At 64.5% G+C, this 25,147-nt stretch carries 25 protein-coding genes; 17 read left to right on the plus strand and 8 right to left on the minus strand.

Annotation, left to right across the window (positions count from 1 at the left end; all coding sequences use genetic code 11):
* Nucleotides 1-11: 11 nt before the first annotated feature.
* Together GGQ90_RS10685 and GGQ90_RS10690 are read right to left on the minus strand one after the other, a co-directional pair.
* Complete coding sequence (locus GGQ90_RS10685; protein ID WP_343053682.1) at nucleotides 12-1,628, minus strand: glycoside hydrolase family 43 protein; 1,617 nt, start codon at nucleotides 1,626-1,628, stop codon at nucleotides 12-14.
* Between the two features lie 146 nt (nucleotides 1,629-1,774).
* Entirely contained in the window at nucleotides 1,775-3,211 is a 1,437-nt protein-coding gene (locus tag GGQ90_RS10690) for a virulence factor family protein (RefSeq protein ID WP_188082150.1), read from the minus strand.
* A 219-nt stretch (nucleotides 3,212-3,430) separates the two neighbouring features.
* On the opposite strand from GGQ90_RS10690, the gene GGQ90_RS10695 reads away from it, so the two are divergent.
* From GGQ90_RS10695 to GGQ90_RS10730, 8 genes are all read left to right on the plus strand, one after another.
* Nucleotides 3,431-4,090 (plus strand): hydrolase, encoded by a 660-nt coding sequence (locus tag GGQ90_RS10695; RefSeq protein ID WP_188082151.1) that lies wholly within the window; start codon nucleotides 3,431-3,433, stop codon nucleotides 4,088-4,090.
* A gap of 76 nt (nucleotides 4,091-4,166) precedes the next feature.
* Nucleotides 4,167-5,006 carry an alpha/beta fold hydrolase gene (locus GGQ90_RS10700; RefSeq protein WP_188082152.1) on the plus strand — a complete coding sequence of 280 codons (840 nt, stop codon included), beginning with the start codon at nucleotides 4,167-4,169 and terminating at the stop codon, nucleotides 5,004-5,006.
* 23 nt (nucleotides 5,007-5,029) lie between these two features.
* On the plus strand, nucleotides 5,030-5,278 hold the full coding sequence (locus GGQ90_RS10705; protein ID WP_188082153.1) for a XapX domain-containing protein: 249 nt from the start codon (nucleotides 5,030-5,032) through the stop codon (nucleotides 5,276-5,278).
* Nucleotides 5,275-7,200 carry an amidohydrolase gene (locus GGQ90_RS10710; protein ID WP_188082154.1) on the plus strand — a complete coding sequence of 642 codons (1,926 nt, stop codon included), beginning with the start codon at nucleotides 5,275-5,277 and terminating at the stop codon, nucleotides 7,198-7,200. Before GGQ90_RS10705 ends, GGQ90_RS10710 begins: the two co-directional genes overlap by 4 nt.
* 129 nt (nucleotides 7,201-7,329) lie before the next feature.
* Nucleotides 7,330-8,229, plus strand: coding sequence for a glyoxalase (locus GGQ90_RS10715; RefSeq protein ID WP_188082155.1), 900 nt, complete (start codon nucleotides 7,330-7,332; stop codon nucleotides 8,227-8,229).
* A gap of 5 nt (nucleotides 8,230-8,234) precedes the next feature.
* A complete protein-coding gene (locus GGQ90_RS10720; protein WP_188082156.1) occupies nucleotides 8,235-8,657 on the plus strand; it encodes a DoxX family protein in 423 nt (140 codons plus the stop codon).
* Nucleotides 8,650-10,008 (plus strand): alginate export family protein, encoded by a 1,359-nt coding sequence (locus GGQ90_RS10725; RefSeq protein WP_188082157.1) that lies wholly within the window; start codon nucleotides 8,650-8,652, stop codon nucleotides 10,006-10,008. The genes GGQ90_RS10720 and GGQ90_RS10725 overlap by 8 nt, the downstream gene beginning before the upstream one ends.
* Before the next feature lie 35 nt (nucleotides 10,009-10,043).
* Entirely contained in the window at nucleotides 10,044-10,739 is a 696-nt protein-coding gene (locus tag GGQ90_RS10730) for a YoaK family protein (RefSeq protein ID WP_188082158.1), read from the plus strand.
* Here the strand turns inward: GGQ90_RS10730 and GGQ90_RS10735 are convergent.
* Nucleotides 10,736-11,665 carry a LysR substrate-binding domain-containing protein gene (locus tag GGQ90_RS10735; RefSeq protein ID WP_188082159.1) on the minus strand — a complete coding sequence of 310 codons (930 nt, stop codon included), beginning with the start codon at nucleotides 11,663-11,665 and terminating at the stop codon, nucleotides 10,736-10,738. The genes GGQ90_RS10730 and GGQ90_RS10735 overlap by 4 nt on opposite strands.
* Before the next feature lie 122 nt (nucleotides 11,666-11,787).
* Between GGQ90_RS10735 and GGQ90_RS10740 the strand changes: the two genes are divergently transcribed.
* From GGQ90_RS10740 to GGQ90_RS10755, 4 genes are all read left to right on the plus strand, one after another.
* Nucleotides 11,788-12,486: a pirin family protein gene (locus GGQ90_RS10740; protein ID WP_188082160.1), complete on the plus strand. Its 699-nt coding sequence runs from the start codon at nucleotides 11,788-11,790 to the stop codon at nucleotides 12,484-12,486.
* Between the two features lie 145 nt (nucleotides 12,487-12,631).
* Entirely contained in the window at nucleotides 12,632-12,952 is a 321-nt protein-coding gene (locus GGQ90_RS10745) for a hypothetical protein (RefSeq protein ID WP_188082161.1), read from the plus strand.
* Between the two features lie 29 nt (nucleotides 12,953-12,981).
* A complete protein-coding gene (locus GGQ90_RS10750; protein ID WP_188082162.1) occupies nucleotides 12,982-13,878 on the plus strand; it encodes a pirin family protein in 897 nt (298 codons plus the stop codon).
* 11 nt (nucleotides 13,879-13,889) lie between these two features.
* Nucleotides 13,890-14,270, plus strand: coding sequence for an OsmC family protein (locus GGQ90_RS10755; RefSeq protein ID WP_188082163.1), 381 nt, complete (start codon nucleotides 13,890-13,892; stop codon nucleotides 14,268-14,270).
* A gap of 12 nt (nucleotides 14,271-14,282) precedes the next feature.
* On the opposite strand, the gene GGQ90_RS10760 is transcribed toward GGQ90_RS10755, so the two are convergent.
* A complete protein-coding gene (locus tag GGQ90_RS10760) occupies nucleotides 14,283-14,747 on the minus strand; it encodes a low molecular weight protein-tyrosine-phosphatase (protein ID WP_188082164.1) in 465 nt (154 codons plus the stop codon).
* Entirely contained in the window at nucleotides 14,744-16,192 is a 1,449-nt protein-coding gene (locus GGQ90_RS10765; RefSeq protein ID WP_007710185.1) for a helicase HerA domain-containing protein, read from the minus strand. Before GGQ90_RS10765 ends, GGQ90_RS10760 begins: the two co-directional genes overlap by 4 nt.
* A gap of 114 nt (nucleotides 16,193-16,306) precedes the next feature.
* On the opposite strand from GGQ90_RS10765, the gene ppc reads away from it, so the two are divergent.
* Nucleotides 16,307-19,009 carry a phosphoenolpyruvate carboxylase gene (ppc, locus tag GGQ90_RS10770; RefSeq protein ID WP_188082165.1) on the plus strand — a complete coding sequence of 901 codons (2,703 nt, stop codon included), beginning with the start codon at nucleotides 16,307-16,309 and terminating at the stop codon, nucleotides 19,007-19,009.
* Between the two features lie 178 nt (nucleotides 19,010-19,187).
* Here the strand turns inward: ppc and GGQ90_RS10775 are convergent, their stop codons facing one another.
* Both GGQ90_RS10775 and GGQ90_RS10780 read right to left on the minus strand, forming a co-directional pair.
* The gene (locus tag GGQ90_RS10775) at nucleotides 19,188-20,102 is read right to left on the minus strand and encodes a bifunctional helix-turn-helix transcriptional regulator/GNAT family N-acetyltransferase (protein ID WP_188082166.1); all 915 of its coding nucleotides are present in this window, start codon (nucleotides 20,100-20,102) and stop codon (nucleotides 19,188-19,190) included.
* 161 nt (nucleotides 20,103-20,263) lie between these two features.
* The gene (locus GGQ90_RS10780; protein WP_188082167.1) at nucleotides 20,264-20,818 is read right to left on the minus strand and encodes an outer membrane protein; all 555 of its coding nucleotides are present in this window, start codon (nucleotides 20,816-20,818) and stop codon (nucleotides 20,264-20,266) included.
* 315 nt (nucleotides 20,819-21,133) lie between these two features.
* On the opposite strand from GGQ90_RS10780, the gene GGQ90_RS10785 reads away from it, so the two are divergent.
* Complete coding sequence (locus GGQ90_RS10785; RefSeq protein ID WP_188082168.1) at nucleotides 21,134-21,832, plus strand: peptidase; 699 nt, start codon at nucleotides 21,134-21,136, stop codon at nucleotides 21,830-21,832.
* 14 nt (nucleotides 21,833-21,846) lie between these two features.
* A complete protein-coding gene (locus GGQ90_RS10790; RefSeq protein WP_188082169.1) occupies nucleotides 21,847-22,533 on the plus strand; it encodes a hypothetical protein in 687 nt (228 codons plus the stop codon).
* Between the two features lie 101 nt (nucleotides 22,534-22,634).
* Here GGQ90_RS10790 and GGQ90_RS10795 read toward each other — a convergent pair whose 3' ends face one another.
* Complete coding sequence (locus tag GGQ90_RS10795) at nucleotides 22,635-23,087, minus strand: peptidylprolyl isomerase (RefSeq protein ID WP_037508415.1); 453 nt, start codon at nucleotides 23,085-23,087, stop codon at nucleotides 22,635-22,637.
* 183 nt (nucleotides 23,088-23,270) lie between these two features.
* Between GGQ90_RS10795 and mgtE the strand changes: the two genes are divergently transcribed.
* Together mgtE and GGQ90_RS10805 are read left to right on the plus strand one after the other, a co-directional pair.
* Nucleotides 23,271-24,722, plus strand: a complete 1,452-nt coding sequence (mgtE, locus tag GGQ90_RS10800; RefSeq protein ID WP_188082170.1) for a magnesium transporter — start codon at nucleotides 23,271-23,273, stop codon at nucleotides 24,720-24,722.
* 23 nt (nucleotides 24,723-24,745) lie between these two features.
* Entirely contained in the window at nucleotides 24,746-25,144 is a 399-nt protein-coding gene (locus GGQ90_RS10805; RefSeq protein WP_007710206.1) for a DUF1489 family protein, read from the plus strand.
* The last annotated feature ends 3 nt before the right edge of the window (nucleotides 25,145-25,147 follow it).

Below are 25,147 nucleotides of genomic sequence, written 5' to 3' on the forward strand. Positions count from 1 at the left end.
GAGAGCTGGCTTTAAGGCGCGACCGGCGCGGGATGATCGACCCGGACCCAATCCACGTCGATTGATCCACCCGCGCCGCCGCGGGTGAAGGTGAACAGGCCCGGCCGTGATCCTTTCCACCAGGAAAAGCGGGCAAGGCCAATGGCATCGCCGAACGGCTGGAAGGCGCGGCCGTCGAGACTATAGCTGTAGCGGACTGTCTGGTCTGCGCCGACGTCCGCTCGCAATTCGATGGATGAACCGGTGAGGACAGGGCCGGTGGTTTCATCCCCGGCCGACGCCAGGGCCAGGTATGTCTTTCCACTCTGCCGGACGATGCCGATCCAGCTTGGCTTTACGCCGAACAGGGTAAGCCCCGCCCGCTGGCCATCGGTCATCCGGCTGATCTCGATCCGGGTCGTGATCCGGCTGCTCGGTCCTTGTAATATCTGGGTCAGCGTGTTGCGGGCGGTTACCAGATGGTCGGCGGGCAGGGCGTGGAGTCGCAGGAAACCGGAGCGTGCGGTGAGGCTCCAGGCACGGTCGTCCGGGTTATGGTTCCATTCCCATTGTGGCCCCAGTTTCGCGCTGCCGAAAGCATCCGTGTCCTGGAGCCGATCCTTCGTTGGGGGCGATCCCGTGTCCGGCATGGCATGGCGTTCGACCGGCTGGCCGACATCACTGCCAGGGCGCAGGTCGCCGATCACCGGCCAGTCATCGACCCATTTGAGCGGTTCCAGATAGGTGATGCGGCCAAAGGCGCCGCTACTGTTGAAGTGGATGAACCAGCCCTGGCCCGACGGTGTTTCGATCCAACCGCCCTGATGCGGCCCTTGCAGCGCGCTGCTGCCCTGGGCCAGCACGGTTTTCGCTTCATAGGGGCCACGAATGTCGCGCGCGCGCAGGGCGACCTGCGCGCCCTTCTCCACGCCGCCATAGGGCGCGAAGATGTAATAATAGCCGTTGCGCTTGTAGAATTTGGGGCCTTCCAGGATCGGCAGTTTCTGCTTGTCCTCGACGATCACCGTTCCGGCATCGAGCACGATCTTGCCGTCCGCGCTCATGCGATGGAGGATCAAAGGCCCGGCACCATGGCGGGAATGCACCAGCCAGGCCTGGCCATCATCGTCCCAGAAGGGGCAGGGATCTTCCAGCATCGGCTGGTCGATCACCTTGACCGGCGCGCTCCAGGGGCCTTCCGCCTTGCTGGCGGTTGCCATGAAGATGCCTTCGTCCGGCGTCGCCCAATAGACGTAGAACAGGCCGGCATGATGGCGGATCGAGGGTGCCCAGACACCGCCGGCATAGCGGGTGCCGCCGATCGGCTTGGAAATTGCGTCGGTCAGGCTGTGGGGGCCGGGCATGTCATATTCGGGCGCGAAGGGCAGGCGCGGCAGCACATGGCCAAGGTTCGACCAGTGGACCAGATCGCGGGAATGGAGGATCGGGATGCCGGGCGAGAAATGGAAGCTCGACGCCACCATATAATAATCCTGTCCGACGCGAAGGACGTCGGGATCGGAATAATCGGCGTAGAGGATGGGATTGCTATATTCTGCGTCAGCGGCACTGGCCGACGATAGGACAGAAGCAAAGGCAACCGCGCTTCCGACCAATCCGACATAATGCGCGCGCATTTTCGATACCACTTGCCTCTCCCTCCCAGATGGATCGAGTGAAGTCGTTCGCAACGACGCCGAACCTCTGTTTCTTATCGTCCGTTCTGGCGCGATTATCTCGCCGAGGCAATGGTTTTCGGTAGCGCTATCATCGTGCCGCTGCAGGATGTCTGCCGTTAGTGAATGACCAAGCCCGGCTTGCGCTCGCCCAGGATGATGCGCGCCAGCAGCGCGGCGTTCCGGTTGAAATGATGGTCGCCGGGAACGAGGAACTGATCGGCATGACCGCGCGGGATCGCTGTGCATGCGCTGCCTTGCTCGATCTGTCCGCGCACGCAGCGCAACGGGATGCCTTGAATGCGCTGAATGGCGGGGATCGTCGACAGCGCCTCGTCCGATGCGATGTCCAGCCATGACGACAGGTGGAATTGAAAGTCGGCGCTGGCGCTGAGGCCCAGCAGCGAGACGCTGGCGATCCGGCTGCGCGTCTGGGCATCTAGCGTGTCGATCATGTGCGGCAGCACGTCTGCGCCGAAACTATAGCCGATCAGCAGCACGCGCTTCTTGTGCCAGCGCTCGCCAAAGCCATGGATCAATTGTGCCAGATCATGGCCAGCGCCTTGCGGCGTGCGGGCGGTCCAGAAATAGGAAAGGCTGTCGACGCCCACGACCGGAATGCCGGCTGCGGCGATCTGGGCCGCGATGTCTCGGTCGATGCCAACCCAGCCGCCATCACCGGAATAGGCGATGGCCATCAGGTCTTGCGGTCCATGACCCGTTGCCGGGACCAGGGTCAGCGGCATGTCGGGCAGCGGGATCTGGCCGGGCGGTGGGGATGGTGTTGGGGTTGGCAGGAGAGAGAGGGCGGCGTTGCTCAATTGATTACGCAACTGAACCATACCGTCTTGTGTATTGCTGGAACGGGGCAATTGGATAAGGCGCGCGCCGGGGACGGAAGAGGCGAAGCGCAGCAGGGGTTTGGGCGCGATTCTACTGACGTCGGCTTGCTGCAATATGATCCACCCAACGCGGTTGCGCGGGTTGGGGGCGAAGCGCCATCCCGGTTGAGGTTTTGTAACATGCCCGGTCGCAAAACCGGGAGCCGCGCACCAGGGCTTGTGCCCAGTGACGCTCGACGTCGGGTTGATCGATATCACGCCCTGATAGCTGGCGTCGGGCCATTGGGCGAGCGCGCCAAAGGCCAAAGTCGCGCCAGCGCCATAGCCGATGAGCACGGGTTGCCGATAGCGCACGACGCCTGCGCGATGCTGGATGTCTCGCGCCAGGGCAATCAGCGCATAATTGGGATTGATGCATTTGCCCGGTGCCTTTTCCAGGCCATGGATCAAGGCCGGTGCCGACGCGCCCGCTACCAGCAGGCCGTGATCGGTGAGGCTCTGTGCCAGTTCTGTTTCGTCTTGGGTCCAGCCGTCATGGTCGGACAAGAGCAGAACGGCCCCCTTAGGATCGCTGGCGGGCCGATAAAGATGAATCTGGGCGAAGGGCGCAAAACTGTAACCATTGTTACGCCCATAGGGTGCTTTGCCATGGCTGCTGCTTGGTAACAAAAACAGTAGGGTGATGGAGGCGCCAATCTGGCGGATGCGCCTCATGATTTTCCCCTGCTTGATGCCCGTTGCCATATTGATATCGCTATCCTGCTCGCCCCCGACTCCGCAAGAAGAGCCAATTCTCCTCTCGTCTGAACATTTCTAAAAATTAGAACATTCTAGATAATTTTATGCGCCTGTTTCGCAAAGATGCTTCGCCATAGACCTGTTTTCAGCCCAGACGCACCGGGCGCCACAGAGTTTCAGGAAGGAGTTTCAACCATGTCGATCACCGCCACCCCGACCCCCGCCAAGGCCCTGCTGAACCCCAGCAACCATGCGCTTGTCCTCATCGATTTTCAGTCGCAGATGGCCTTCGCCACCAAGTCGATCGCGCCGGAATTGCTGCGCAACAATGCCGCGCTGGTGTCCAATGCCGCCGCTGGTTTCAAGGTCCCCACCATCCTCACCACCGTCGCCGAAAAGAGCTTCTCCGGCCCGATGTTCAGCGAAATTACCGAAGCCTTCGACAATCAGCCGATGCTCGACCGCACCTCGATGAACACCTGGGAAGATGCAGCCGTGATCGAGGAAGTGAACCGCATCGGCAAGGAGCGCCTGGTCTTTGCCGGCCTGTGGACCAGCGTCTGCATCGTCGGCCCGGTCCTCTCGGCGATCGAACAGGGGTTCGAAGTCTATGTCATCACCGACGCGAGCGGCGACATCAGCGAGGAAGCCCATGAGCGAGCCGTCGAGCGGATGATTCAAGCCGGCGCCAAGCCGGTCACCGCGCTGCAATATCTGCTGGAACTGCAGCGCGATTGGGCACGCACCGAAACCTACGACATGACCACCGGCATCGCCCGCAAATGGGGGGGCGCCTATGGGCTGGGCATCACCTACGCCAAGGCCATGTTCAACGCCTCCGAAGGCGGACACTAAATACCCCTTGGCCGGGCGTTTCCTCCCTTCGCCCGGCCATCCTTCTCCCCCGATATTCTCTCCGAAAGGATTTCCCATGACCAATTTCGTCACCACCAAGGACGGCGTCCAGATCTTCTACAAGGATTGGGGCAGCAAGGATGCCCAGCCGATCATGTTCCATCATGGCTGGCCGCTCTCGTCGGACGACTGGGATGCGCAGATGCTGTTCTTCCTGGCGAAGGGCTATCGCGTCATCGCCCATGACCGTCGTGGCCATGGCCGTTCCGCCCAGGTCGATTTCGGTCATGACATGGATCATTATGCCGCCGATGCCGCTGCCGTCGCCGAGCAACTGGATCTGGGCAATGCCATCCATATCGGCCATTCGACCGGTGGTGGCGAAGTGGCCGCCTATGTTGCCCGCCATGGCCTGCCGCAGGGCCGGGTCGCCAAGGCGGTGCTGGTCAGTTCCGTTCCGCCGATCATGCTGAAGATCGATCGCTATCCGGGTGGCCTGCCGATCGAGGTGTTTGACGGTCTTCGCTCTGGCCTGGCCGCCAATCGCGCGCAATTCTTCCACGATGTCGCCGCCGGCCCCTTCTATGGCTATAATCGTGACGGTGCCGATGTGAAGCCTGCCGTCATCGACAATTGGTGGCGCCAGGGCATGATGGGCAGCGCCCTTGCCCATTATGAGGGGATCAAGGCTTTCTCGGAAACCGATCAGACCGACGATCTTGCCGCGATCACTGTGCCGACGCTGGTTCTGCATGGCGACGATGATCAGGTCGTGCCCTACAAGAATGCCGGCGTCCTCCAGGCTGAAATCCTGCCGAACGCGACGCTCAAAATCTATGAAGGTTATTCGCATGGCATGCTGACGGTGAATGCCGATGTGCTGAACGCCGACATCCTCGCCTTCATCCAGGCCTGATCGAAACAGGGGAGAACGGACCCATGAAAGCCTATCTTCTCTCGCTGGGCGCAGGTCTGCTGGTCGGCATCGTCTACAGCCTGCTTGGTGTCCGTTCTCCCGCCCCGCCGGTCATCGCCCTGATCGGGCTGGCCGGGATACTGGTCGGCGAACAGATCGTCCCGGTCGCCAAGCGTCTGTTCGATCGCAAGGAACTGGCCACCTTCGTTACCACCGACTGCGCCCATCATATACTCGGGCAATTGCCGACAAACCGAAAGCAGGACGCATGATTAACCGTCGTCAGGCGCTCGCCAGCGCTGCCACCACCGCCTTTCTCACCGCCACCGAAAGCTTCGCCATGACCCGCAAGGATATCCTCATCACCAATGCCAAGGTCACGACGCTGGACCGGGAAAATCCGGTGGCCGATACGGTCGCGATCCGCGACGGAAAGTTTCTGGCGGTCGGGACCGAGGGCGAGGTCCGCGCCGTCGCGGGCAGTGACGCGATCGTCATCGATGCCCAGCGACGCCGCCTGATCCCGGGCCTGATTGACAGCCACATCCATGTCATCCGCGGCGGGCTCAATTACAATATGGAATTGCGCTGGGAAGGCGTGCCGAGCCTGGCGGAGGCGATGGCGATGCTGAAGCGCCAGGCCGAAAATACGCCGCCGCCGCAATGGGTGCGTGTCGTCGGCGGCTTCACCGAGCATCAGTTCGCCGAAAAGCGCTTGCCCACGATCGACGAGATCAATGCGGTTGCGCCGGAAACCCCGGTCTTCATCCTGCACCTTTATGACCGCGCTCTGCTGAACGCTGCTGCGCTGCGGGCGGTCGGCTATACCAGGGACACGCCCAATCCGCCGGGCGGCGAGATTGTCCGCGATGCGCAAGGCAACCCGACCGGTCTGCTGCTGGCCCAGCCCAATGCGACGATCCTCTATGCGACGCTGGCCAAGGGGCCGAAGCTGCTGCCGGAATATCAGCTGAACAGCACGAAGCATTTCATGCGCGAGCTGAATTCGCTCGGCGTCACCAGCGTGATCGACGCAGGCGGCGGGTCGCAAAATTATCCGGACGATTATGAGATCATCGACAAGCTGCACAAGGATGGCGAGCTGACGCTGCGCATCGCCTATAATCTCTTCACCCAGAAGCCCAAGGAAGAGCTGAAGGACTTCGCCACCTGGTCGACCAAGATCAAGCCGGGCGACGGCGATGACAGCTACCGCCACAATGGCGCGGGCGAGATGCTGGTCTATTCGGCCGCCGACTTCGAGGATTTCCGCGTCGCCCGTCCCGACATGCCGCCGCAGATGGAAGGCGATCTGGAACCGGTCATCCGCCTGCTCGCCGAACGCCGCTGGCCCTGGCGGATGCACGCCACCTATGACCAGACGATCGGCCGCGCCCTCGACGTGTTCGAGAAGGTCAATCGCGACATCCCCTTGCAGGGCCTGAACTGGTTCTTCGACCATGCCGAGACGATCAGCGAGCGCAATATCGACCGGATCGCGGCGCTGGGCGGCGGCATTGCCGTGCAGCATCGCATGGCTTTCCAGGGTGAATATTTCGTCGAACGCTATGGTGCCAAAGCGGCCGAGTCGACACCGCCGATCAAGCGGATGATGGCGGCCGGCCTGCCCGTGGGCGCTGGTACGGATGCGACGCGGGTGGCGAGCTATAATCCTTGGGTATCGCTATCCTGGCTGGTCACGTCGAAGACGGTTGGTGGGCTGGCCCTCTACCCGGTTCGCAACCGGCTGGATCGCGAGACGGCGCTGCGCCTGTGGACCGAGAAGAACACCTGGTTCTCGAACGAGGTCGGCAAGAAGGGGCAGATCAAGGCCGGGCAACTGGCCGACTTTGCCCTGCTGTCGGACGACTATTTCTCCGTGCCCGAGGACGAGATCGCCCATCTTCGTTCAGTCCTGACCATGCTGGGCGGCAAGATCGTCTATGGCGAGGGCGATTATGGCCCGCTGGCGCCGGTCCCGCCCAAGGCGATGCCGGACTGGTCGCCGGTCGCGACATTTGGCGGCTATTATCGCCGGGACGAGACTGCCAAGAAGCTCGCCTCGGCCTGCGGCTGCCATTCGGCCTGTGGCGTGCATGGCCATGATCATGCCGCCGCGCTGGGTGCCAATGTGCCTGCGGCCGATGTCCAGAGTTTCTGGGGCACGCTGGGCTGCGGATGTTGGGCAGTCTGATATTCTTCATTCTATAATATCGAACATAACCACCGATATTATTCGGATCGCTAGTCTTTCGACCTCTGCCTAGACAGGTCTTGCCACATCGATCGAGAGGGTTCGCTCTCTCCAACCGGAGCAACAGACATGAAGCGTTTCACCCTGATGGTGGCGACCGCCCTGGTCGCCATCAGCCCTGCCGTCGCGCCTGCGAAAGGCCCCGCACCCACGACTGCCGACTATTCCGTCGGCCCGCAATATGACACCACCCATGTCTATGTCGCACCGGAGGATTTCGATCGCTTCGTTGCCAGCTTCACCGCGACCTTTGGCGGCACCACCAGCAAGCAGGGTGAGTTTCAGGTCACGCCGACCGCCAGTAGGACCAAGTCGCAACTCGCGCTGACGCCGGCCGGCACCATCTCCGTCTTCGGTTTCCTGACGCCGGTCCCCTATCCCTTCGGTGCGGAGCGGACCGGCTATCTTGTCAGTGACATGGACGGGGCGGTCGCATCGGCGGTCAAGCTTGGCGCGACCCGCCTGATCACGACCTTTCCCGATCCGATTGGTCGCGACGTCGTGGTGCAATGGGCCGGCGGCGTGAACATGCAACTCTATTGGCACACCACCAAGCCCAGCTATCCGGCCTTGGCCACCGTGCCGGAAAACCGTGTCTACCTGACTGCCGATGCAGCCGACACCTTCATCAAGCAGTGGACCGGTTTTGCCCATGCCAGGGTGACGTCCGATGACAAGGCTGCACCGGGCGCAGAGATCGGCCAGCCGGGCAAGACCTATCGGCGGGTCCGCCTGACGTCGGGCTATGGCAAGATGAGCGTGATCGTTTCGGACGGGCAATTGCCCTGGCCCTATGGCCGCGACATGACCGGCTATGCAGTGTCCGACCTGTCCGTCACGCTGGACAAGGCGAAGGCGGCCGGTGTCGAGATGCTGGTCCCGGCCCATGCCGAGGGCGATCGCCAGGCCGCGATCGTGCGTTTCCCAGGCGGCTATATCGCCGAAGTTCACAGTGTCGCTGGGGAGTGAGAGGCATGATCAATAGACCTTCCTTTGTCTCCGCCATCTTGGAATGGCGGCCGACCTGGCTCCTCGCGCGGCTGGCGCTGACCAGCGCCTATCTGTTGGGTGGCATCGTCAAGCTGACCGACTGGCAGGGTGCCGTTGCCGAACAGGCGCATTTTGGCATGAGCCCGCCGGCCTTCTGGGCGGGGCTGACGATCGCGCTGGAACTGATCGGCCCCGTGCTGATCCTGACCGGCCGTCTGGTCTGGCTGGGGGCGGGGATGCTGGGCGTCTTCACCCTGCTGGCCGCCTTTACCGCCAACGCCTTCTGGGCGATGCCGGCCGGGCAGGACCGTTTCATGGCGACCAACGCCTTTTTCGAGCATATCGGCCTGATCGGCGGTTTCATCGCGATCGCCATGATCGCGCAGCGGCGTGAGGCCAATGCCTAAGCTTTGGCTGCCCTTCTTCGCGCTGCTGGCGCTGCCGGTTCCGGCCGCTGCCCAGCAGCGCGAGGCATGGCAGGCGCCGACGCTCAGCATCACCCGCTATGACGAGGACTGGTCCGACTTGGCCGATGCCGAGAAACGGGCGCATCACTGGACTGGTCCGCTCAAATATATTCCGCTGGGCGACGATAGCTGGTTATCGACCGGCTTCGAGCTGCGCGCCCGGGTCGAAAGCTATGACGACAATCTCTGGGGCGGGGCACAGGCGCCCGACGACGCCTATCTCTGGCTGCGGGCGCTGCCCTATGCCGATTTGCACGTCGGCAAGGTCCGCGCTTTTGTTCAGCCGATGCTTGCCTATGCCGTCGGCGTCGCGCCGTCGGCCGGTCCGGTGGATCAGAGCCGCATCGATCTGTTGCAGGGCTTTGCAGAGGCCAAGCTTGGTGCGGTCACGCTGCGCGCCGGGCGGCAGATGCTGTCGCTCGGCACCGAACGGCTGGTGGGCACGCGCTATGGCCCTAATGTGCCGCTGGCCTTTGATGGCGCCCGGGCAGACATGCGGATCGGCAAGGCGACCGTCAGCCTGCTGGCGGTGAAGCCCGTGCAACCCGGCCTCCACAATTTCGACGATGCGACGTCCGACACCAAGGCCCTGTGGGGCGCCTACGCGACCCTGCCCGAACTCGACCTTTACTATCTGGGCTACCGCAACCGCGCGGCCCGGTTCGGCGGAAATGAGGGGCGGGAAGTGCGGCACAGCCTGGGGCTGCGCAGTCATGGCGCACGCGCGAACTGGCACTGGAATGTCGAGGGTGTCTATCAGTTCGGCGACTATGACGGCCAGCGGATCGCCGCCTGGACGCTGGGCACCGAAATCGGCCGCACCTTTCCCGCCTTGCCCATGACGCCGGACGCGACACTCCGCTTCAATGTCGTCAGCGGCGACAGGAAGGCGGATGATGGTCGCCTCGGTACCTTCAACGCGCTGTTCCCGAAGGGAAAATATTTCGGCGAATTGTCGCCTGTCGGCCCGACCAACATCATCAGCCTCAATCCGCGGGTCAGCGCCAATCTGGGCAGGGACGTTTCTGCCAGCGTCGCCGGCATGGCCTATTGGCGCTACTCCACCGGGGATGGCGTCTATGACATTCCCGGCAATCTGATCCGCGCGCCGGGCGACAGCGACGCGCGCTTCATCGGCAAGGAAGCCGAGGCGACGATCGCCTGGCAGGCCAGCGCCGAATTGGAATTGTCCGCCTCCTTATCCGCCTTCGCGCCCGGTGCCTTCATTCGCGACACCGGCCCGGCCAAGACGATCACCATGCTGGGCCTGGAAAGCAATTTCCGTTTCTGACGGCCATTTTTGACATTGAACCAAGGGATAGTGCCATGACCGCCACCAAAGCCTCCGCTGCGCCATTGCCCTGGCTGCTATTGCTCCTGTCCGTGACCACGGGCCTGGTCGACGCGATCAGCGTGCTGGGGCTGGGCAAGGTGTTTACGGCGAACATGACAGGCAACATCGTCTTTCTGGGCTTTGCCGCGGCCGGCACGCCGGGCTTCCGCGTCGCCCCCTATCTGGTGGCGATCGCGGCGTTTCTGATCGGCGCGCTGGTCGCCGGACGCGTGGGGAAGGGGCATGCCGGGCTGCCGCTGCGTCGCTGGCTGATGCTGGCTGCGCTGATCGAGGCGGCGCTGCTGTGGATCGCGGCCGGTGTCGCCGTAGGTTTCGACATTCCCGCCCAGTCGCCCGGCACCAGCCTTTATGCGATCATCGCGCTGACCGGCCTCGCCATGGGCTTTCGCAATTCGACGATCCGCCAGCTCAAGGTGCCCGACCTGACGACGACGGTATTGACGCTCACCCTGACCGGCCTCGCCGCCGATTCTAGTCTGGCCGGCGGCAGCAATCCCAACATCGCGCGCCGTATCGGCAGCGTGGGCGCCATCTTCCTGGGGGCGGCGATCGGTGCGGCGATGGTCACCCATGGCGGGTTGGTTGCGCCGCTGATCCTGGCCGGTGCGCTGGTCCTTGCAGGCACGGCAGCCTGCGCGCTGCATCCGGCCGCCAGCGAACCCGCTTAGACGTCGCTCATCCCGGTCGCCTCGCGATCGTCGGCGCCCAATGCCACGAACTGGTCGATCAACCAGGACGCGGCCGGGCCGGGCGGGGTGTCGCGACGCCAGATGCCGGAGAAGCGATAGGTGCCGCCGGGATGATCGGGCATGGCGAGGCGCACCAATGTGCCCGCGACCAGATCTGCCTCGATCATCGGCAGCGGCATATTGCCCCAGCCAATGCCTTCGCGCAGCAGCGCATGTTTGGCGCCCAGATCGGCGAGGCGCCAGGTCTTGGGGCTGCTGACCGAGAAATCGCGGCCTTCGGTAAAGCGCGACCGGTCGGTCAGCACCAGCTGCGTATAATCGCGCCCGGCGCCCGGTGCGATCACCTCCATCCGGCCGAGCGGATGATCGGGCGCGGCCACCGGGACCATCGGCACCAAGCCGGCCGACATGCTCTCGATCCCTTCGACACCGGCCGATAGCGGGCCGGAAAGGCCGATCACCGCGCCCCGGTCCAGCACCATCGCCACGATCGCGCCCAGCGCCTCGGCATGGAGGCGCAGTTGCACCGTGGGAAATTCCTTGGCAAAGGCGCGCAGCACCTTGCCCAGTCGCTCGGCCGGCAACATCACGTCGACGGCCAGATTGACCTCGGCCTCCAGCCCGTCGAGCAATCCTTTCACCTTGGCGCGCAGCCCGTCGATACCATGGGCGATGCTGCGGGCCTCGGCCAGCAGCGCGCGGCCGGCGACGGTCAGTTGCGGCTTGCGCGTGCCTTCGCGCTCGAACAGCAACACGCCCAGCTGCGTTTCCAGATTGGCGATACCATAGCTGATGACCGACACGGCGCGGTTGAGCTTGCGCCCGGCGGCGGCGAAGCTGCCGGTGTCGACGATAGTGAGGAAGATGCGCAACTGGTCGAAGGTCGGGGTACCGGGATTGTTCACTGTTCGATTTCCTGGAACGTTTCGATGGATTTTATCCATCTGAACGGAAATGCGTTCAAGCGCTAATTGGGTCTTCGACCGGGCGGCCCCATCATGGATGCGCCGCCCGCAGGAGACACAAGATGATCGAACTTCGTCCTTTTGATAGCCTGGGCGGCGCCAATCATGGTTGGCTGGATGCCAAGCATCATTTCTCGTTCGCCGGCTATCATGATCCCGCCCGCGTCCATTGGGGCAATCTGCGCGTCTGGAATGACGACACGATCGCACCTGGCACCGGCTTTCCGCCGCATCCGCACCGCGACATGGAAATCATCACCTATGTCCGCGAAGGCGCGATCACCCATCAGGACAATCTGGGCAACAAGGGCCGGACCGAGGCAGGCGATGTGCAGGTCATGTCGGCCGGCACCGGCATCACCCATTCGGAATATAATCGCGAGGATGTGACGACGCAGATCTTCCAGATCTGGATCATCCCGACCCGCGACGGCGAAGCGCCCAGCTGGGGCTCGCGTCCCTTCCCCAAGGGTGAGCGGAGCGGCCAGTTCGTGACCTTGGCGTCGGGTTATGGGAATGACAATGACGCGCTGCCGATCCGCACCGATGCGCGGGTTGTCGCCGCGACGCTGAAGGCTGGCGAGACCGCCGAATATCCGATCGGCAAGGATCGCAAGGCCTATCTGGTGCCGGCGACCGGCGCGATCCAGATCGACGATGTGCGGGCCAATGCCCGCGACGGCGTGGCGATCCAGGATCTGGATGTCATCCGCGTGACGGCGATCGAGGATAGCGAAATCGTGCTGGTCGACGCGGCCTGATGATCAAGGGGAGGGGCGCCAATATTGCGCCCCTTCTTTTCCAGAATATAGAACAGAGTGACCGATTTTATCCGGCTGATCCTGAAAGCATCGTCGCGCTAGAAGGAGGCCAACGAAACGGTCAAGACGAACAGGGAGCCTTCTCATGCTGAACATCGCCATACCGCGCCTCAGCTCCGCCGAATGGCAGGACGTGAAGGCCACCCTGAGCGCCGTTGCCGATTGCGGCTGTGGCGAACCGGTGGCTGCCGGCCCGGTCCGCTCGCGGATCGGCCATGCGCTCGACGCGATCCTGGGGCCGAAAAAGGTCCATCCGGTGACGCTGGCCCCGCATCTGCATGATGTCCGCGCATTTCTCTGCGAATCCGGCCGCACCCGCGCGATCGCCGAACGCCATGTCCCCACACTCGCCGCGCAGGGCTATAGCCGCGCCCAGATCGAAGCACTGGCGCTGCTCGGCGCCTGACCCCATTTCTCGAAGAGAGGATAAGTCCCATGTCCATCCGCACTTCAGAGGTCGACGGCGTCGATCTGGTCATCCTGCCCCCGGTCCGCGATCTGGGCGATGGCTTCTCGGTCCGCCGGGCGTTGCCGTCCGCGCATCGCCGTATGGTCGGCCCCTTCATCTTCTTCGACCAGATGGGCGAGGCGACCTTCAACAGCGGCGAGGGGCTGGACGTCCGGCCGCACCCGCATATCGGCCTTGCCACCGTCACCTATCTGCTGGAGGGCGAAATCCTGCACCGCGACAGCATCGGATCGGTCCAGTCGATCCGCCCCGGCGAGGTCAATTGGATGACCGCTGGCAGTGGCATCGTCCATAGCGAGCGCACCAGCGAGGAAAATCGCGCCAAGGGCGGCAAGCTGTTCGGCCTGCAAACCTGGGTTGCGCTGCCGACGCAGGCGGAAGAGGTCGATCCGGGCTTCGCCCATCACAAGGCCAACGAAATCCCGACGATCGAGGATGCGGGCACCCGCCTGACCCTGATCGCCGGCAGTTCCGATGGTCTGGTCTCGCCGGTGAAGACCTTCTCCGACATGGTCTATGCCGATATCGTGCTGCAGGACGGCGCCCGCTATCAATTGAAGGCCGAACATGTCGAACGCGCCATCTATGTGGTGCAAGGCGAAGTCGAAGTGATCGGCCAGACCGGCGGCTTTACGACCGGTGAACTGGTGGTGTTCAAGCCCGGCGCGGAGATCATTCTGCGCGCCAGGGGCGCGACCCGGCTGATGCTGATGGGCGGCGAACCGCTGCCCGAGAAGCGCCATATCTTCTGGAACTTCGTCTCTTCCTCGCCCGATCGGATCGAGCAGGCCAAGGCTGACTGGCAGGCCCAGCGCTTCGCCCCGGTGCCGCAAGAGCATGAATTCATCCCCCTCCCGGCATAAGGAGCAGCATCATGGCCCAGGGTAGCGCCCATATCGGCAAGGACCGGTATCGCACGGAGATCGTCGTCGGCGGTCATGCCATCACCGCCGACGAGCCGGAGGCGTTGGGCGGCGCCAATCTCGGCCCGACGCCCTATGACCTGCTGCTGGCGGCCTTGGGGGCCTGCACCGCGATCACGCTGCGCATGTATGCGGAGAAGAAGGGCTGGCCGCTTGAATCGCTCGACGTGGATTTACGCCTGTCGGGCAAGGAGGAAAAGCGGATCGACCGGACGCTGACGATCGTCGGGCTGGACGCGGAGCAGCGGGCGCGGTTGGCCGATGTTGCCGAGCGGACCCCGGTCACGATGACCTTGAAGCAGGGCCTGCCGATCGCGACGAGCTTGGCCTGATTGGGGTGGTGGTCAGGCCTGGAGCCTGGCCACGATTGCCCTGGCGGCGCGGGTGACATCGTCCCAGGTGATATCGAAACCGGCATCATCGCCATAATAGGGGTCGGTGACCCCGCTGCCTTCCCGCCCCGGCACCAAGTCCATCAGCAATGACAGGCTGGCGGTGCCGTCGGCGGGGCGGATGCGGCGCAGATTGGCGAGATTGTCGCTGTCGAGCGCGAAGACATGGGTGAAGCGGTGGAAATCCGCCGGCTTCGCCTGGCGCCCGCGATAGAGGCTGATGTCGATGCCATGGCGCCGCGCCACCGCCTGCGCGCGCGGATCGGGCGCATCGCCGACATGCCAGTCGCCGGTGCCGGCTGAATCCACGACGATGTCGAGTCCTGCTTTTTCGGCCTCTGCCCGCAGCGCGGCTTCGGCCAGCGGGGAGCGACAGATATTGCCGAGGCAGACGAACAGGACCGACGCCTGCGTCATTCGGCGGCGGCCGTGCTGAGGCCGAGCGCGGGGATGCCGATCGAGCGGCGGCCGCCAAAATCGGTCCGCGCGACGATCACGCCCAGTTTCTCCATATATTCGATCAGCCGGCGGACGCGGCCGGGCGAACTGGTGCCATAGGCGCGGGCCAGCACCGTGTCCTCGGGGCAGGGCTCGCCCTCCATCGCCGCGCGGGCGATCAGCAGGAAGGGTGCCAGCATATCTTCGGGTACCGGATCGGCGGCGCGGATCGGTTCTTCCCAGCGCGGGTCGGCCGAATCGCTCATGCCGGCCAGCGCCATGGCGAAACGCTTGCGGAAGGCGGGCAGGTCGAGCGGCGGCTTGCGCAGCCCCTTCATCCGACAGCGGACGCCGAAATCCTGAAACAGGGCAGCGACGCTGGGGACGGCTTCGCCCAGGTCCGCGACGATCTCGTCCAGCACGGCGATCACGATCGGCTCATTCTCGCCGAAATCCAGCTCCGGCGCGGCGGGCTTGGCCGACGGCACATCGGCGAGCTGGCGCATGATCTCCTCGGCCGGGCGGGCAGGCGGTTCGGCGCGGGGCGGGGGCGGCGGCATCGATTCTTCCTCGACCCGCGCGAACAGCAATTCCTGAAAATCCTCGCCGGTAGTGATCGGCGGCGGCATCAGCTTGTGGGTGCCACCGCGCGTGCCGGTCTTGACCGAACCGATCTTCACCGCCACCGGGCGGCGCGCGATCGCCGGGCCGAGCCCCAGGAAACGGCCACGCTCCAGATCGCGGATCTGCTCCGCCTGGCGCCGTTCCATGCCCAGCAGGTCGGCGGCACGGGCCATGTCGATATCCAGGAAGGTGCGGCCCATCAGGAAGTTGGAGGCTTCGGCCGCGACATTCTTGGCGAGCTTGGCGAGGCGCTGGGTGGCGATGACGCCGGCCAGGCCGCGTTTGCGGCCACGGCACATCAGGTTGGTCATCGCGGCGAGCGACAGGCGCCGGGCCTCGTCCGACACGTCGCCGGCAGCGACCGGGGCGAACATCTGCGCTTCGTCCACCACCACCAGGGCGGGATACCAATGGTCGCGCGGCGCATCGAACAGGGTCGACAGGAAGGTCGCGGCGCAACGCATCTGCGCTTCCAGTTCCAGCGACTCGAGGCTCAGCACCACCGACGCGCGATGTTCGCGGATGCGGGCCGCCATCTTTACGATCTCGCGCTCATTATAGTCGCCGGCATCGATCACGACATGGCCATATTCGTCGGCCAGGGTGACGAAGTCGCCTTCCGGGTCGATCACCACCTGCTGCACCATCGGCGCGCTTTCCTCCAGCAGGCGGCGCAGAAGATGCGACTTGCCCGACCCGGAATTGCCCTGGACGAGCAGACGGGTGGCAAGCAGTTCCTCGACATCGACCAGCACGGGATTGCCCGTGCCGTCATTTCCTATGCTGATGCTGGCGGTCACGAACGTCCTTTGGCCCAGCCTGTGGCCTGCGCGCAACCCGTATTGGGCAGTTTGCCAGCGTTGGCCGCGTAATATCTTGACCATCGCATTGTTGCGATGCAGCATCGATCCATCATGGAGAGCATAAACCCCGCCCAATCCGCGCCTGCGATCACGCAGAATCCCGACATCCGTTATCTCGGACGCCTGCTAGGCGATGTCATTCGGGCCTATGGCGGGGAGAAACTCTACAAGCAGACCGAATATATCCGGTCCGCCTCGGTCGACCGCGCGCGCGGGTTGCAGGGCGCGGACCTGACCGACACGGGTCTCGATGCCCTCAATCTAGACGACACGCTCAATTTCACCCGCGGCTTCATGCTGTTCTCGATGCTCGCCAATCTGGCCGAGGACCGGCAGGGCGTGGCGGCGGAGCCGGGTGCCGATGTCGCGTCGGCGGTGGCCAGGCTCGAATCGCATGGCATCGGCAAGGATGCGGTGCTGGAATTGCTGTCGCACAGCCTGATCGTGCCGGTGCTGACCGCCCACCCGACCGAGGTGCGCCGCAAGAGCATGATCGATCACAAGAATCGCATCGCCGACCTGATGCAGTTGAAGGATGCCGGTCGGACCGAGACGGATGACGGCGAAAATCTGGACGAGGCGATCTTCCGCCAGATCGCGCTGCTGTGGCAGACGCGCCCGCTGCGCCGCGAAAAGCTGTTCGTGCAGGACGAGATCGACAATGTCCTGACCTATTTCCGTGACATCTTCCTGCCGACACTGCCGGCGCTCTATGGCCGGTGGGAACGGGTGCTGGGCGCGCGGCCCCACAGCTTCCTGCGGGTCGGCAACTGGATCGGCGGCGATCGCGACGGCAACCCGTTCGTTCAGGCACCGCAGCTGCGATCGGCACTGGGACGCGGCTGCGAGGCGGCGCTGGCTTATTATATGGATGCGATCCATGCGCTGGGCGCAGAGCTGTCGGTCTCGACCGAACTCGCCCATGTGCCCGAAGCGGTGCTGGCGCTGGCGGAGGCGAGCGGCGACGCATCGCCGAGCCGGCAGGACGAGCCCTATCGCCGGGCCATTTCGGGCATTTATGCGCGACTGGCGACCACCTATGTCCATCTGGTCGGCAAGGCGCCGCCGCGCCCGTCGGCGCTGAAAGGCGAGCCTTATGCCGCGCCGGGCGATTTCCGCCGCGACCTCGTCACCGTGGCGCAGGGGCTGGCGAGCGAGGGCGATGGTGCGCTGTCGACCGGCGGCGCGCTCGGCCGGCTGATCCGCGCGGTGGAGACGTTCGGCTTCCATCTCGCGACGCTCGACATGCGGCAGAATAGCGATGTGCATCAGCGCGTCGTTGCCGAACTGCTGAAGGTCGCCGGGGTCGAGGCCGACTATGCGGGGCTGGACGAGTTTGCCCGCATCGCCCTGTTGCGCAGGGAACTGGCGACCAACCGGCCGCTCGGCACGCGCTTTGCGGAATATTCGGAGGAGACCGCATCGGAGCTGGCGATCGTCCATGCCGCGGCCGAGGCGCACCGCACCTATGGGCCGCAGTGCATCACCCATTATATCATTTCCAAGGCCGAAAGCGTGTCCGACATGCTGGAGGTCAACATCCTGCTGAAGGAAGCCGGGCTGTGGCGCGCGCCGGAAAATGGCGACCCGGCCAAGGCGGCGATCATGTCGATCCCGCTGTTCGAGACGATCGGCGACCTTGAGGCCGCGCCCAAGATCATGACCGCCTATTTCGGCCTGCCCGAAATTGCCGGGGTGGTGCAGGCGCGCGGCCATCAGGAAGTGATGATCGGCTATTCCGACAGCAACAAGGATGGCGGCTACATCACATCGACCTGGAGCCTCTACAAGGCGAGCCAGGCGCTGGAGCCGGTCTTCGCCGAGGCCGGAGCGGCGATGCAGCTGTTCCATGGCCGTGGCGGCGCGGTCGGGCGCGGTGGCGGCTCCGCCTTCAAGGCGATCCAGGCGCAGCCGCGCGGCAGCGTGCAGGGGCGCATCCGTATCACCGAACAGGGCGAGGTGATCGCCGCCAAGTTCGGCACGCGCGACGTGGCGATGACCAATCTGGAAGCGATGACCAGCGCGACCTTGCTTGCCAGCCTGGAACCCGAAGGCGTGTCGGCCAGGGACGCCGCCCGTTTCAGCGCGGCGATGGACGAGCTGTCGAAGAATGCCTTCACCGCCTATCGCGATCTGGTCTACGGCACCGAGGGGTTCAAGGAGTTCTTCCGCCAGCTGACCCCGATCCAGGAAATCTCCGGCCTCAAGATCGGGTCGCGCCCGGCAAGCCGGACCAAGAGCACCGCGATAGAGGATCTGCGCGCCATTCCCTGGGTGTTCAGCTGGGCGCAGGCACGCGTGATGCTGCCGGGCTGGTATGGTTTCGGCCACGCGATCGCCGCGTTCGAGGACAAGGCGCTGCTGGCCGACATGGCGCAGCACTGGTCCTTCCTCCAGTCGGCGCTCGCCAATCTGGAGATGGTGCTGGCCAAATCCGACCTGGGCATCGCCGCGCGATACCTGCCGCTGGTCGAGGACCAGGCGCAGGCGGAGATGCTGTTCGGTCGCATCCGCGAGGGCTGGTCGCTGACCCATGACGGGCTGCTGGCGGTGACCGGCCAGTCCCGCCTGCTGGAAAAGAGTCCGACGACAGAGACGTCGATCCGGCTTCGGCTTCCCTATATCGAGCCATTGAACCTGCTGCAGGTCGAACTGCTCAAGCGCTATCGTGCCGGCGAGGATGATTCCCGGATCAAGGAAGGCATCGAACTGTCGATCAACGCGATCGCGACCGCGCTGCGCAACAGCGGCTGAACCGCAACCCCGGGAGCGGGCAGGTCGAGCCGGCCCGCTCTGTAGGACTTTCATTGCTTAACTTCGCACATTTCCCGCACATTTTGATCTTATCGATCAATTGTGGGAAATCATGTTACGCAAGGCCAGCCTGGGCCATCCCCTTATAGCATCGCCGTGCGGCGTAGGACAGGCGCGGTCAGGGGAGGAGTGTGACGCGCCAGGTTTCGCCTTCGATCGGGTCGCCAAAGACGGTGTGGACATCGCTCGACACGCAGGTGAAGCCGTGGCGGGCATAGATGCGGCGGGCGGGTTCCAATATCTTGTGGGTCCAGAGCGTGACGGCGCGGTAACCCTTGTCGCGGGCGAATTGCAGGCAGGTGGCGACCAGTGCGTCGCCAATGCCGCGCCGCCGGGCAAAGGGTTCGACATGGAGCAGGCGCAGCCGGGCGAAGCCGTCGCCCTCGTCGGTCAGGAATATCGCGCCGGCCATGACGCCGTCGATCTCCGCGATCCAGCATTGTTCCCGATCGGGCTTGAAGTCGCGCAGGAAGGCGGCGACGGTTTCGGCCTCCAGCGTTTCGAGCGGCCGGCCCCAGCCATGGCTGGCGGCGTAGAGGATCGACTGGCGGGTGACGACCTGGCTGACCTCGCCGGTGCGGAACGGGCGGATGGTGAAGGGGCCGCCGCTGGCCGGATCGAGCAGCAGCCGCGCGCGGGTGAGCGCCTGGAGCAGATCCTGCTGTTCGACGCTGTCGAGCCGTTCCAGATCCTGGGCGACGACGGCGCGCTGGCGGCTGTCGATCTGGTCGAAGGCGGCGCGGCCGGTGGCGGTGAGGCGGATCGGGCGGGCGCGGGCATCCTCCGCCTCCTGATCGCGGATGATCCAGTCCTTCTTTTCGAAGCGGGCGATCATACGGCTGAGATAGCCGCGATCCAGGTTCAGTTCGGCCTGGAGGGTGCTGGCGAGGACGGGTTCCAGCCGGGCGATCTCGAACAGCAGCCGTGCCTCTGGCAGGTTGGCGTCGCTGTCGAGGAAGCGCGCGTCGATCGCGCCCACATGGCGGGTGAAGAAGCGGTTGAACGTGCGGATGGTTGCGATGGCCTGTTCCATGCCGATCCATCAGCATTGAATGTTGACGGAGTCAACTATATTTGGGAAGGCGAATGCGGAACGGCCGCAGTCCATGGCCGTCCCGCACCCCAAATCCCTCAGGAGAGGGATGAAGCCTTGGCAGACGGGCCGATCAGTGACCGGCCCGTCCGTTCATGCGATCAATATTTGACGACGACGCCGGCCATCGGGCGGATCGAGTGGAAATTGCCGGTCGTGTCGGCCTGGACGCGCAGGCGGACATTGCTGCGCTCGGCCGAACTGCCAAGGTCGGCCGGCGAGAGTTCGAGGCCCGCGCCATAGGTCATGCCATGATAGTCGCGGCTATCCTTGCCCAGTGCGTCGAAATTGGTCCACTGATAGCCGACCTTGCCGAAGAACATGCTGTCCTTGCCGGCCTTCACGCCGACGCGGCCGGCCGCGCCATATTCCCAGTCGATATCGCCGCTGACGCCCTTTGACACGGTGCCTTCGACGCCGAGCACGAGCGGACCGGCGACATTATAGTTCACGCCCGCCACGCCTTCGACCATGCGGCCCTTGTAGCCGACGGGGGGAATGCCCTCCTTGCTGGTCTCGTTGTCATAATTATGCACGCCCGCCATCACGCCGACATAGGGTTCGATGCGACGGGTGGAGCCGCTGTCTTCCTGCGCCATCGCGGCAGCAGGCAACAGGGTGGCGGCAGCAACTGCCGTGAAAAGCAGTGTCTTCATGGGGGTGACCCTTTATCTGTTTCTGAAAATTGGGCCGGGGTGTGGACCCGCCGGCATGTCCCGTGCGCTGCAAGCGTCTGCAAGGACATGGGGGATCAATGGACGGGGCGGCCGGAAGGTTTCCTGAACGAAATGCGAAATATCGGTCGAACCATGATTATGTGTTGGAAACGACACGGTTTCTGTCAGGAAGATGAACGAAAGTCGGTCTTTCTGAACGACAGATAAACGTCCGATCTTGAACCGCTTTTCATTCACCACCAATTCAACCGCGGGGCGTTAACCGGGGTCATGAACGATATGAGGAGACAGGCAATGAAGCGGACCGGATCACGATTCCTGGCTGCGCTTGGTCTCGCGAGCGCGATGGCCCTGGGGGGCTGCGCCTATGATGACGGCTATGGTTATGGCGGGGTGAACGTCGGCACCGGCTATTATGGCGGTGGTGGCTATTATGGCGACGGCTATTACGGCCCTTATGGCTATGCGCCGGGCGGCTATGGCGGCTGGTATAACGACTATTATTATCCCGGCAGCGGCTATTATGTCTATGATCGTGGCGGCGCCCGCCATCGCTGGAACGACGGCCAGCGTCGCTATTGGGAGGCACGCCGCAAGGACCGGCCAGGCAATGGTCGTCCCGGTGACGGGCGACCAGGCAATGGGCGACCGGGCTGGGACCGCCCCGGTGATGGCCGCCCCGATGGCGATCGGCCGGGTAATGGCCGGCCCGGCAACGGCCGGCCCGGCTGGAATGGCGGCGATGGCCGGCCCAATGACGGCAATTGGAGCCGTCCGCGTCCGCCGCGCGGCAATGATGCGCCCGGTCGCGGGCGTCCGACGCCGGGCGCCAGCGGTGGTGATCAGCGCTATGTGCCGCAGCCCGGCCAGCGCCCGCCCCAGGCGAGCCGCCCGCCGCGCGACATGGGCGGCAGCGCCCGTCCGGCACCGCGCATGCGGAGTGGTGGTGAAATAAGGGGTGGCCGGGAGCCGGAACGGACCCGGCCCCAGTGATGCGGGAGACGTTCATGAGGGGGATGGCTGGCGCCGCGTTGTTGCTGGGCCTGGTGAGTCTGGCCGCCTGTGACGGGCGGGAGGAAAGTGCGATCGACAATCTGGCCAATGGCGCCAATGCCAGCCAGGTCGAGAATAATGTCCGGGCCGAGGCGCAGGCGCTGATGGAGCCGCTGGCGCCGCCGGCGCCCGGCACGCCCGGCGGCCTGCCGGTCGAACCGGCGCCGGCCGAGGAAGGGGCGATCGATCCCGACAGCGCGCAGGGCGCGGCGCAGGTGGTGCAGGGCTATTATGGCTTGCTGGAGGAAAAGCGCTTCAGCGACGCGCAGGATCTGTGGAACGACCAGAGTGTGATCGGCGCGCAGGATGATGCGCATTTCGCCGCGCGCTTCCGTGGTTTCAGCGAGATCCATGCCAATATCGGCAGCCCGGCCGAGATCGAGGGCGCGGCGGGATCGAGCTTCGTGACGGTGCCGGTGCAGGTCTATGGCCGGCTGAAGGCGAACGGCAAGCCCTGGTATCGGCTGCGCCAGGTGGTGCTGCGTCGGGTCGATGAGGTGCCGGGCGCGAGCGAGGCGGATCGGCGCTGGCATATCGAATCGATCGGCGCCTATGTCGCGCCGCCGGCGGACGAGGCGGACAATGCGACCCAGACCGCGCAGTTGATTTCCGCGACCGACGGCCTGGCCCGGAAACACTGACGTGCAAACGCAGACACCGGCGCGGCAGGGCCGCACCGGTGTCGAGGCTGGGCCTGCCGCCATGCCCACGAGGGCTGACGGTGGCCTTGACGGCGTATCGCTTAGGCGACGGTCGCCTTGACGATCTTGCCCGGAGTCTTGGGCGGCTCGCCCTTGGGCAGCGCGTCGACATGTTCCATGCCCGAGGTGACTTCGCCCCAGACGGTATATTGGCCGTCGAGGAAGGTGGCGTCGTCGAAGCAGATGAAGAACTGGCTGTTGGCGCTGTTCGGGTTCATCGCGCGGGCCATCGAGCACACGCCGCGGACATGCGGTTCGCGGCTGAATTCGGCCTTGATGTCGGGCAGCTTGGAACCGCCCATGCCGGTGCCGGTCGGATCGCCGCCCTGGGCCATGAAGCCGGGGATGACGCGGTGGAAGACCACGCCGTCATAGAAGCCGTCCTTGGCAAGGCTGGTGATGCGTTCGACATGGCCGGGCGCCAGATCGGGGCGCAGCTTGATCACGACGTCGCCGCCGCTGTCGAGGGAAAGGGTAAGGGTTTCGTCGGCCATGAAAGATCCTCTCATTGGGGAAGGCGTTGATGGCCCCATATAGAGGCTTGGGATAGGGATGGAAGCGGCTGTTTGGCAAAGCCTGTCCCATCTGTTGCCAAAGCGCGTCCAAGCCCATTGCAATTATATTGTGCATCGGCGAAAGCATCGCAATGTTACAGGAACCGGACAGTTGCGCGCGCCATGACCGAACGTGGCGATTTGGCCGAGCCGCGGCCGCACGAGGAACTTGCTGACGAGAGCCTGATCTCGGCCGGTATGGAGCAGGCCGAGTCGAGCCTGGACGAGGATGACCGGCTGAAGCCCGAATTCCTGTCCGCCGTGCTGGATGCGGTGGACGAAGGCGACATCGATCATGCGCGCGAGCTGGTATCGCCGCTGCACCCCGCCGACATCGCCGACCTTCTGGAACTGACACCGTCGGAACAGCGCGGCGACGTGGCGGCTGCGCTGGGCGACCTGGTCGGCGCGGAGGTTCTGTCCGAACTCAACGACTATGTGCGCGACGACCTGATCGGGTCGCTGGCGCCCGAGCAGGTTGCCGAATTCGCCTCCGAACTCGATACTGACGACGCCGTCGCGATCATCGAGGATATGGAGGAGGCCGACCAGCAGGCGGTGCTGGAGGCGATGGAGCCGGAAGATCGCGCTGCGATCGAATCCGCGCTTTCCTATCCCGAAGAATCCGCCGGCCGCCTGATGCAGCGTGACCTGGTCGCGGTGCCCGAGCATATGACGGTCGGCCAGGTGATCGACTATCTGCGCGACAATGGCGACCTGACCCGTGATTTCTGGGAAATCTTCGTCGTCGATGAAGGCCATAAGCCGATCGGCACCTGTCAGCTCAGCTGGGTGCTGACCTGTCCGCGCGGCGTTGCCATGGCCGACCTGATGAAGCGCGAGCAGACGCTGATCCCGGTCGACATGGATCAGGAAGAAGTGGCGCTGCGCTTCCAGAAATATGCGCTGATTTCCGCCGCTGTGGTCGATGGCAGCGGCCGGCTGGTCGGCATGATCACGGTCGACGACATCGTCCACATCATTTCCGAGGAAGCGGGCGAGGATATCCTGCGCCTGTCGGGTGCGGGCGAAGGCGACATCAACGAGCCGGTGATGGACAGCTATCGCGCGCGCGTGCGCTGGCTGCTAACCAATTTGCTGACCGCGCTGGTCGCGTCGACGATCATCGGCATTTTCGAGCATACGATCGAGCAGATGGTGGCGCTCGCCACGCTGATGCCGATCGTCGCGGGCGTGGGCGGCAATGCCGGCAGCCAGACCATGGCGGTGACGGTGCGCGCGCTTGCCACCAACCAGATTACCGGGTCGAACGCCCGCCGCACCATATTGCGCGAAATTCGCGTGGCGCTGCTCAACGGCTGCACCGTGGCGCTGGTGCTGGGGCTGGGCGTGGGGCTTGTGTTCCACAATGTCGCGCTGGGCGGCGTGATTGCCGCGGCGATGATGACCAATATCGTGACCGCCGGGCTGGCGGGCGCGGCGGTGCCGCTGGCGTTCGACCGGATGAACCTCGACCCGGCGGTGGCATCCTCCATCTTCGTCACCATGATCACGGACTCGATGGGCTTCTTCGCTTTTCTGGGGCTGGCGACGGCGGCGGGATTGACCGGCTGAACCGCCGCCCCATCTAGACGCCAATGCCGTTGCACCTGACCAAGATCGCCTTCCAGAGCGAAAGCCCCGCGACCCTCAAGGCCTGGCTGGAAAGCCATGCCGACGAGGCGCGCCTGACCACCCGCTATCTGCCCAAGCGGCTGGAGGAGATGGATGGCGGATCGCTCTACTGGATTCACGGCCATGCGCTGGTCGGCCGCAGTCCGATCCTGGGTTTCCAGGAAACGGGGCAGGGGCGCTACTGGATCCGGCTGGCGCCACGGCTGATCCCGGTGCGGACGGCACCCAAGCGCGCGCATCAGGGCTGGCGCTATCTGGAGGACAAGGACGCGCCGCCCGATCTGGGCGGCGGCGAGGCGGACGATCTGGAAGCGATGCCGCCCGCCATGCTGAACGAACTGGCGCGGCTGGGGCTGGTCTGACGC

Origin of the sequence: Sphingobium scionense, assembly GCF_014197035.1 — a bacterium.
GTDB lineage: Bacteria > Pseudomonadota > Alphaproteobacteria > Sphingomonadales > Sphingomonadaceae > Sphingobium > Sphingobium scionense.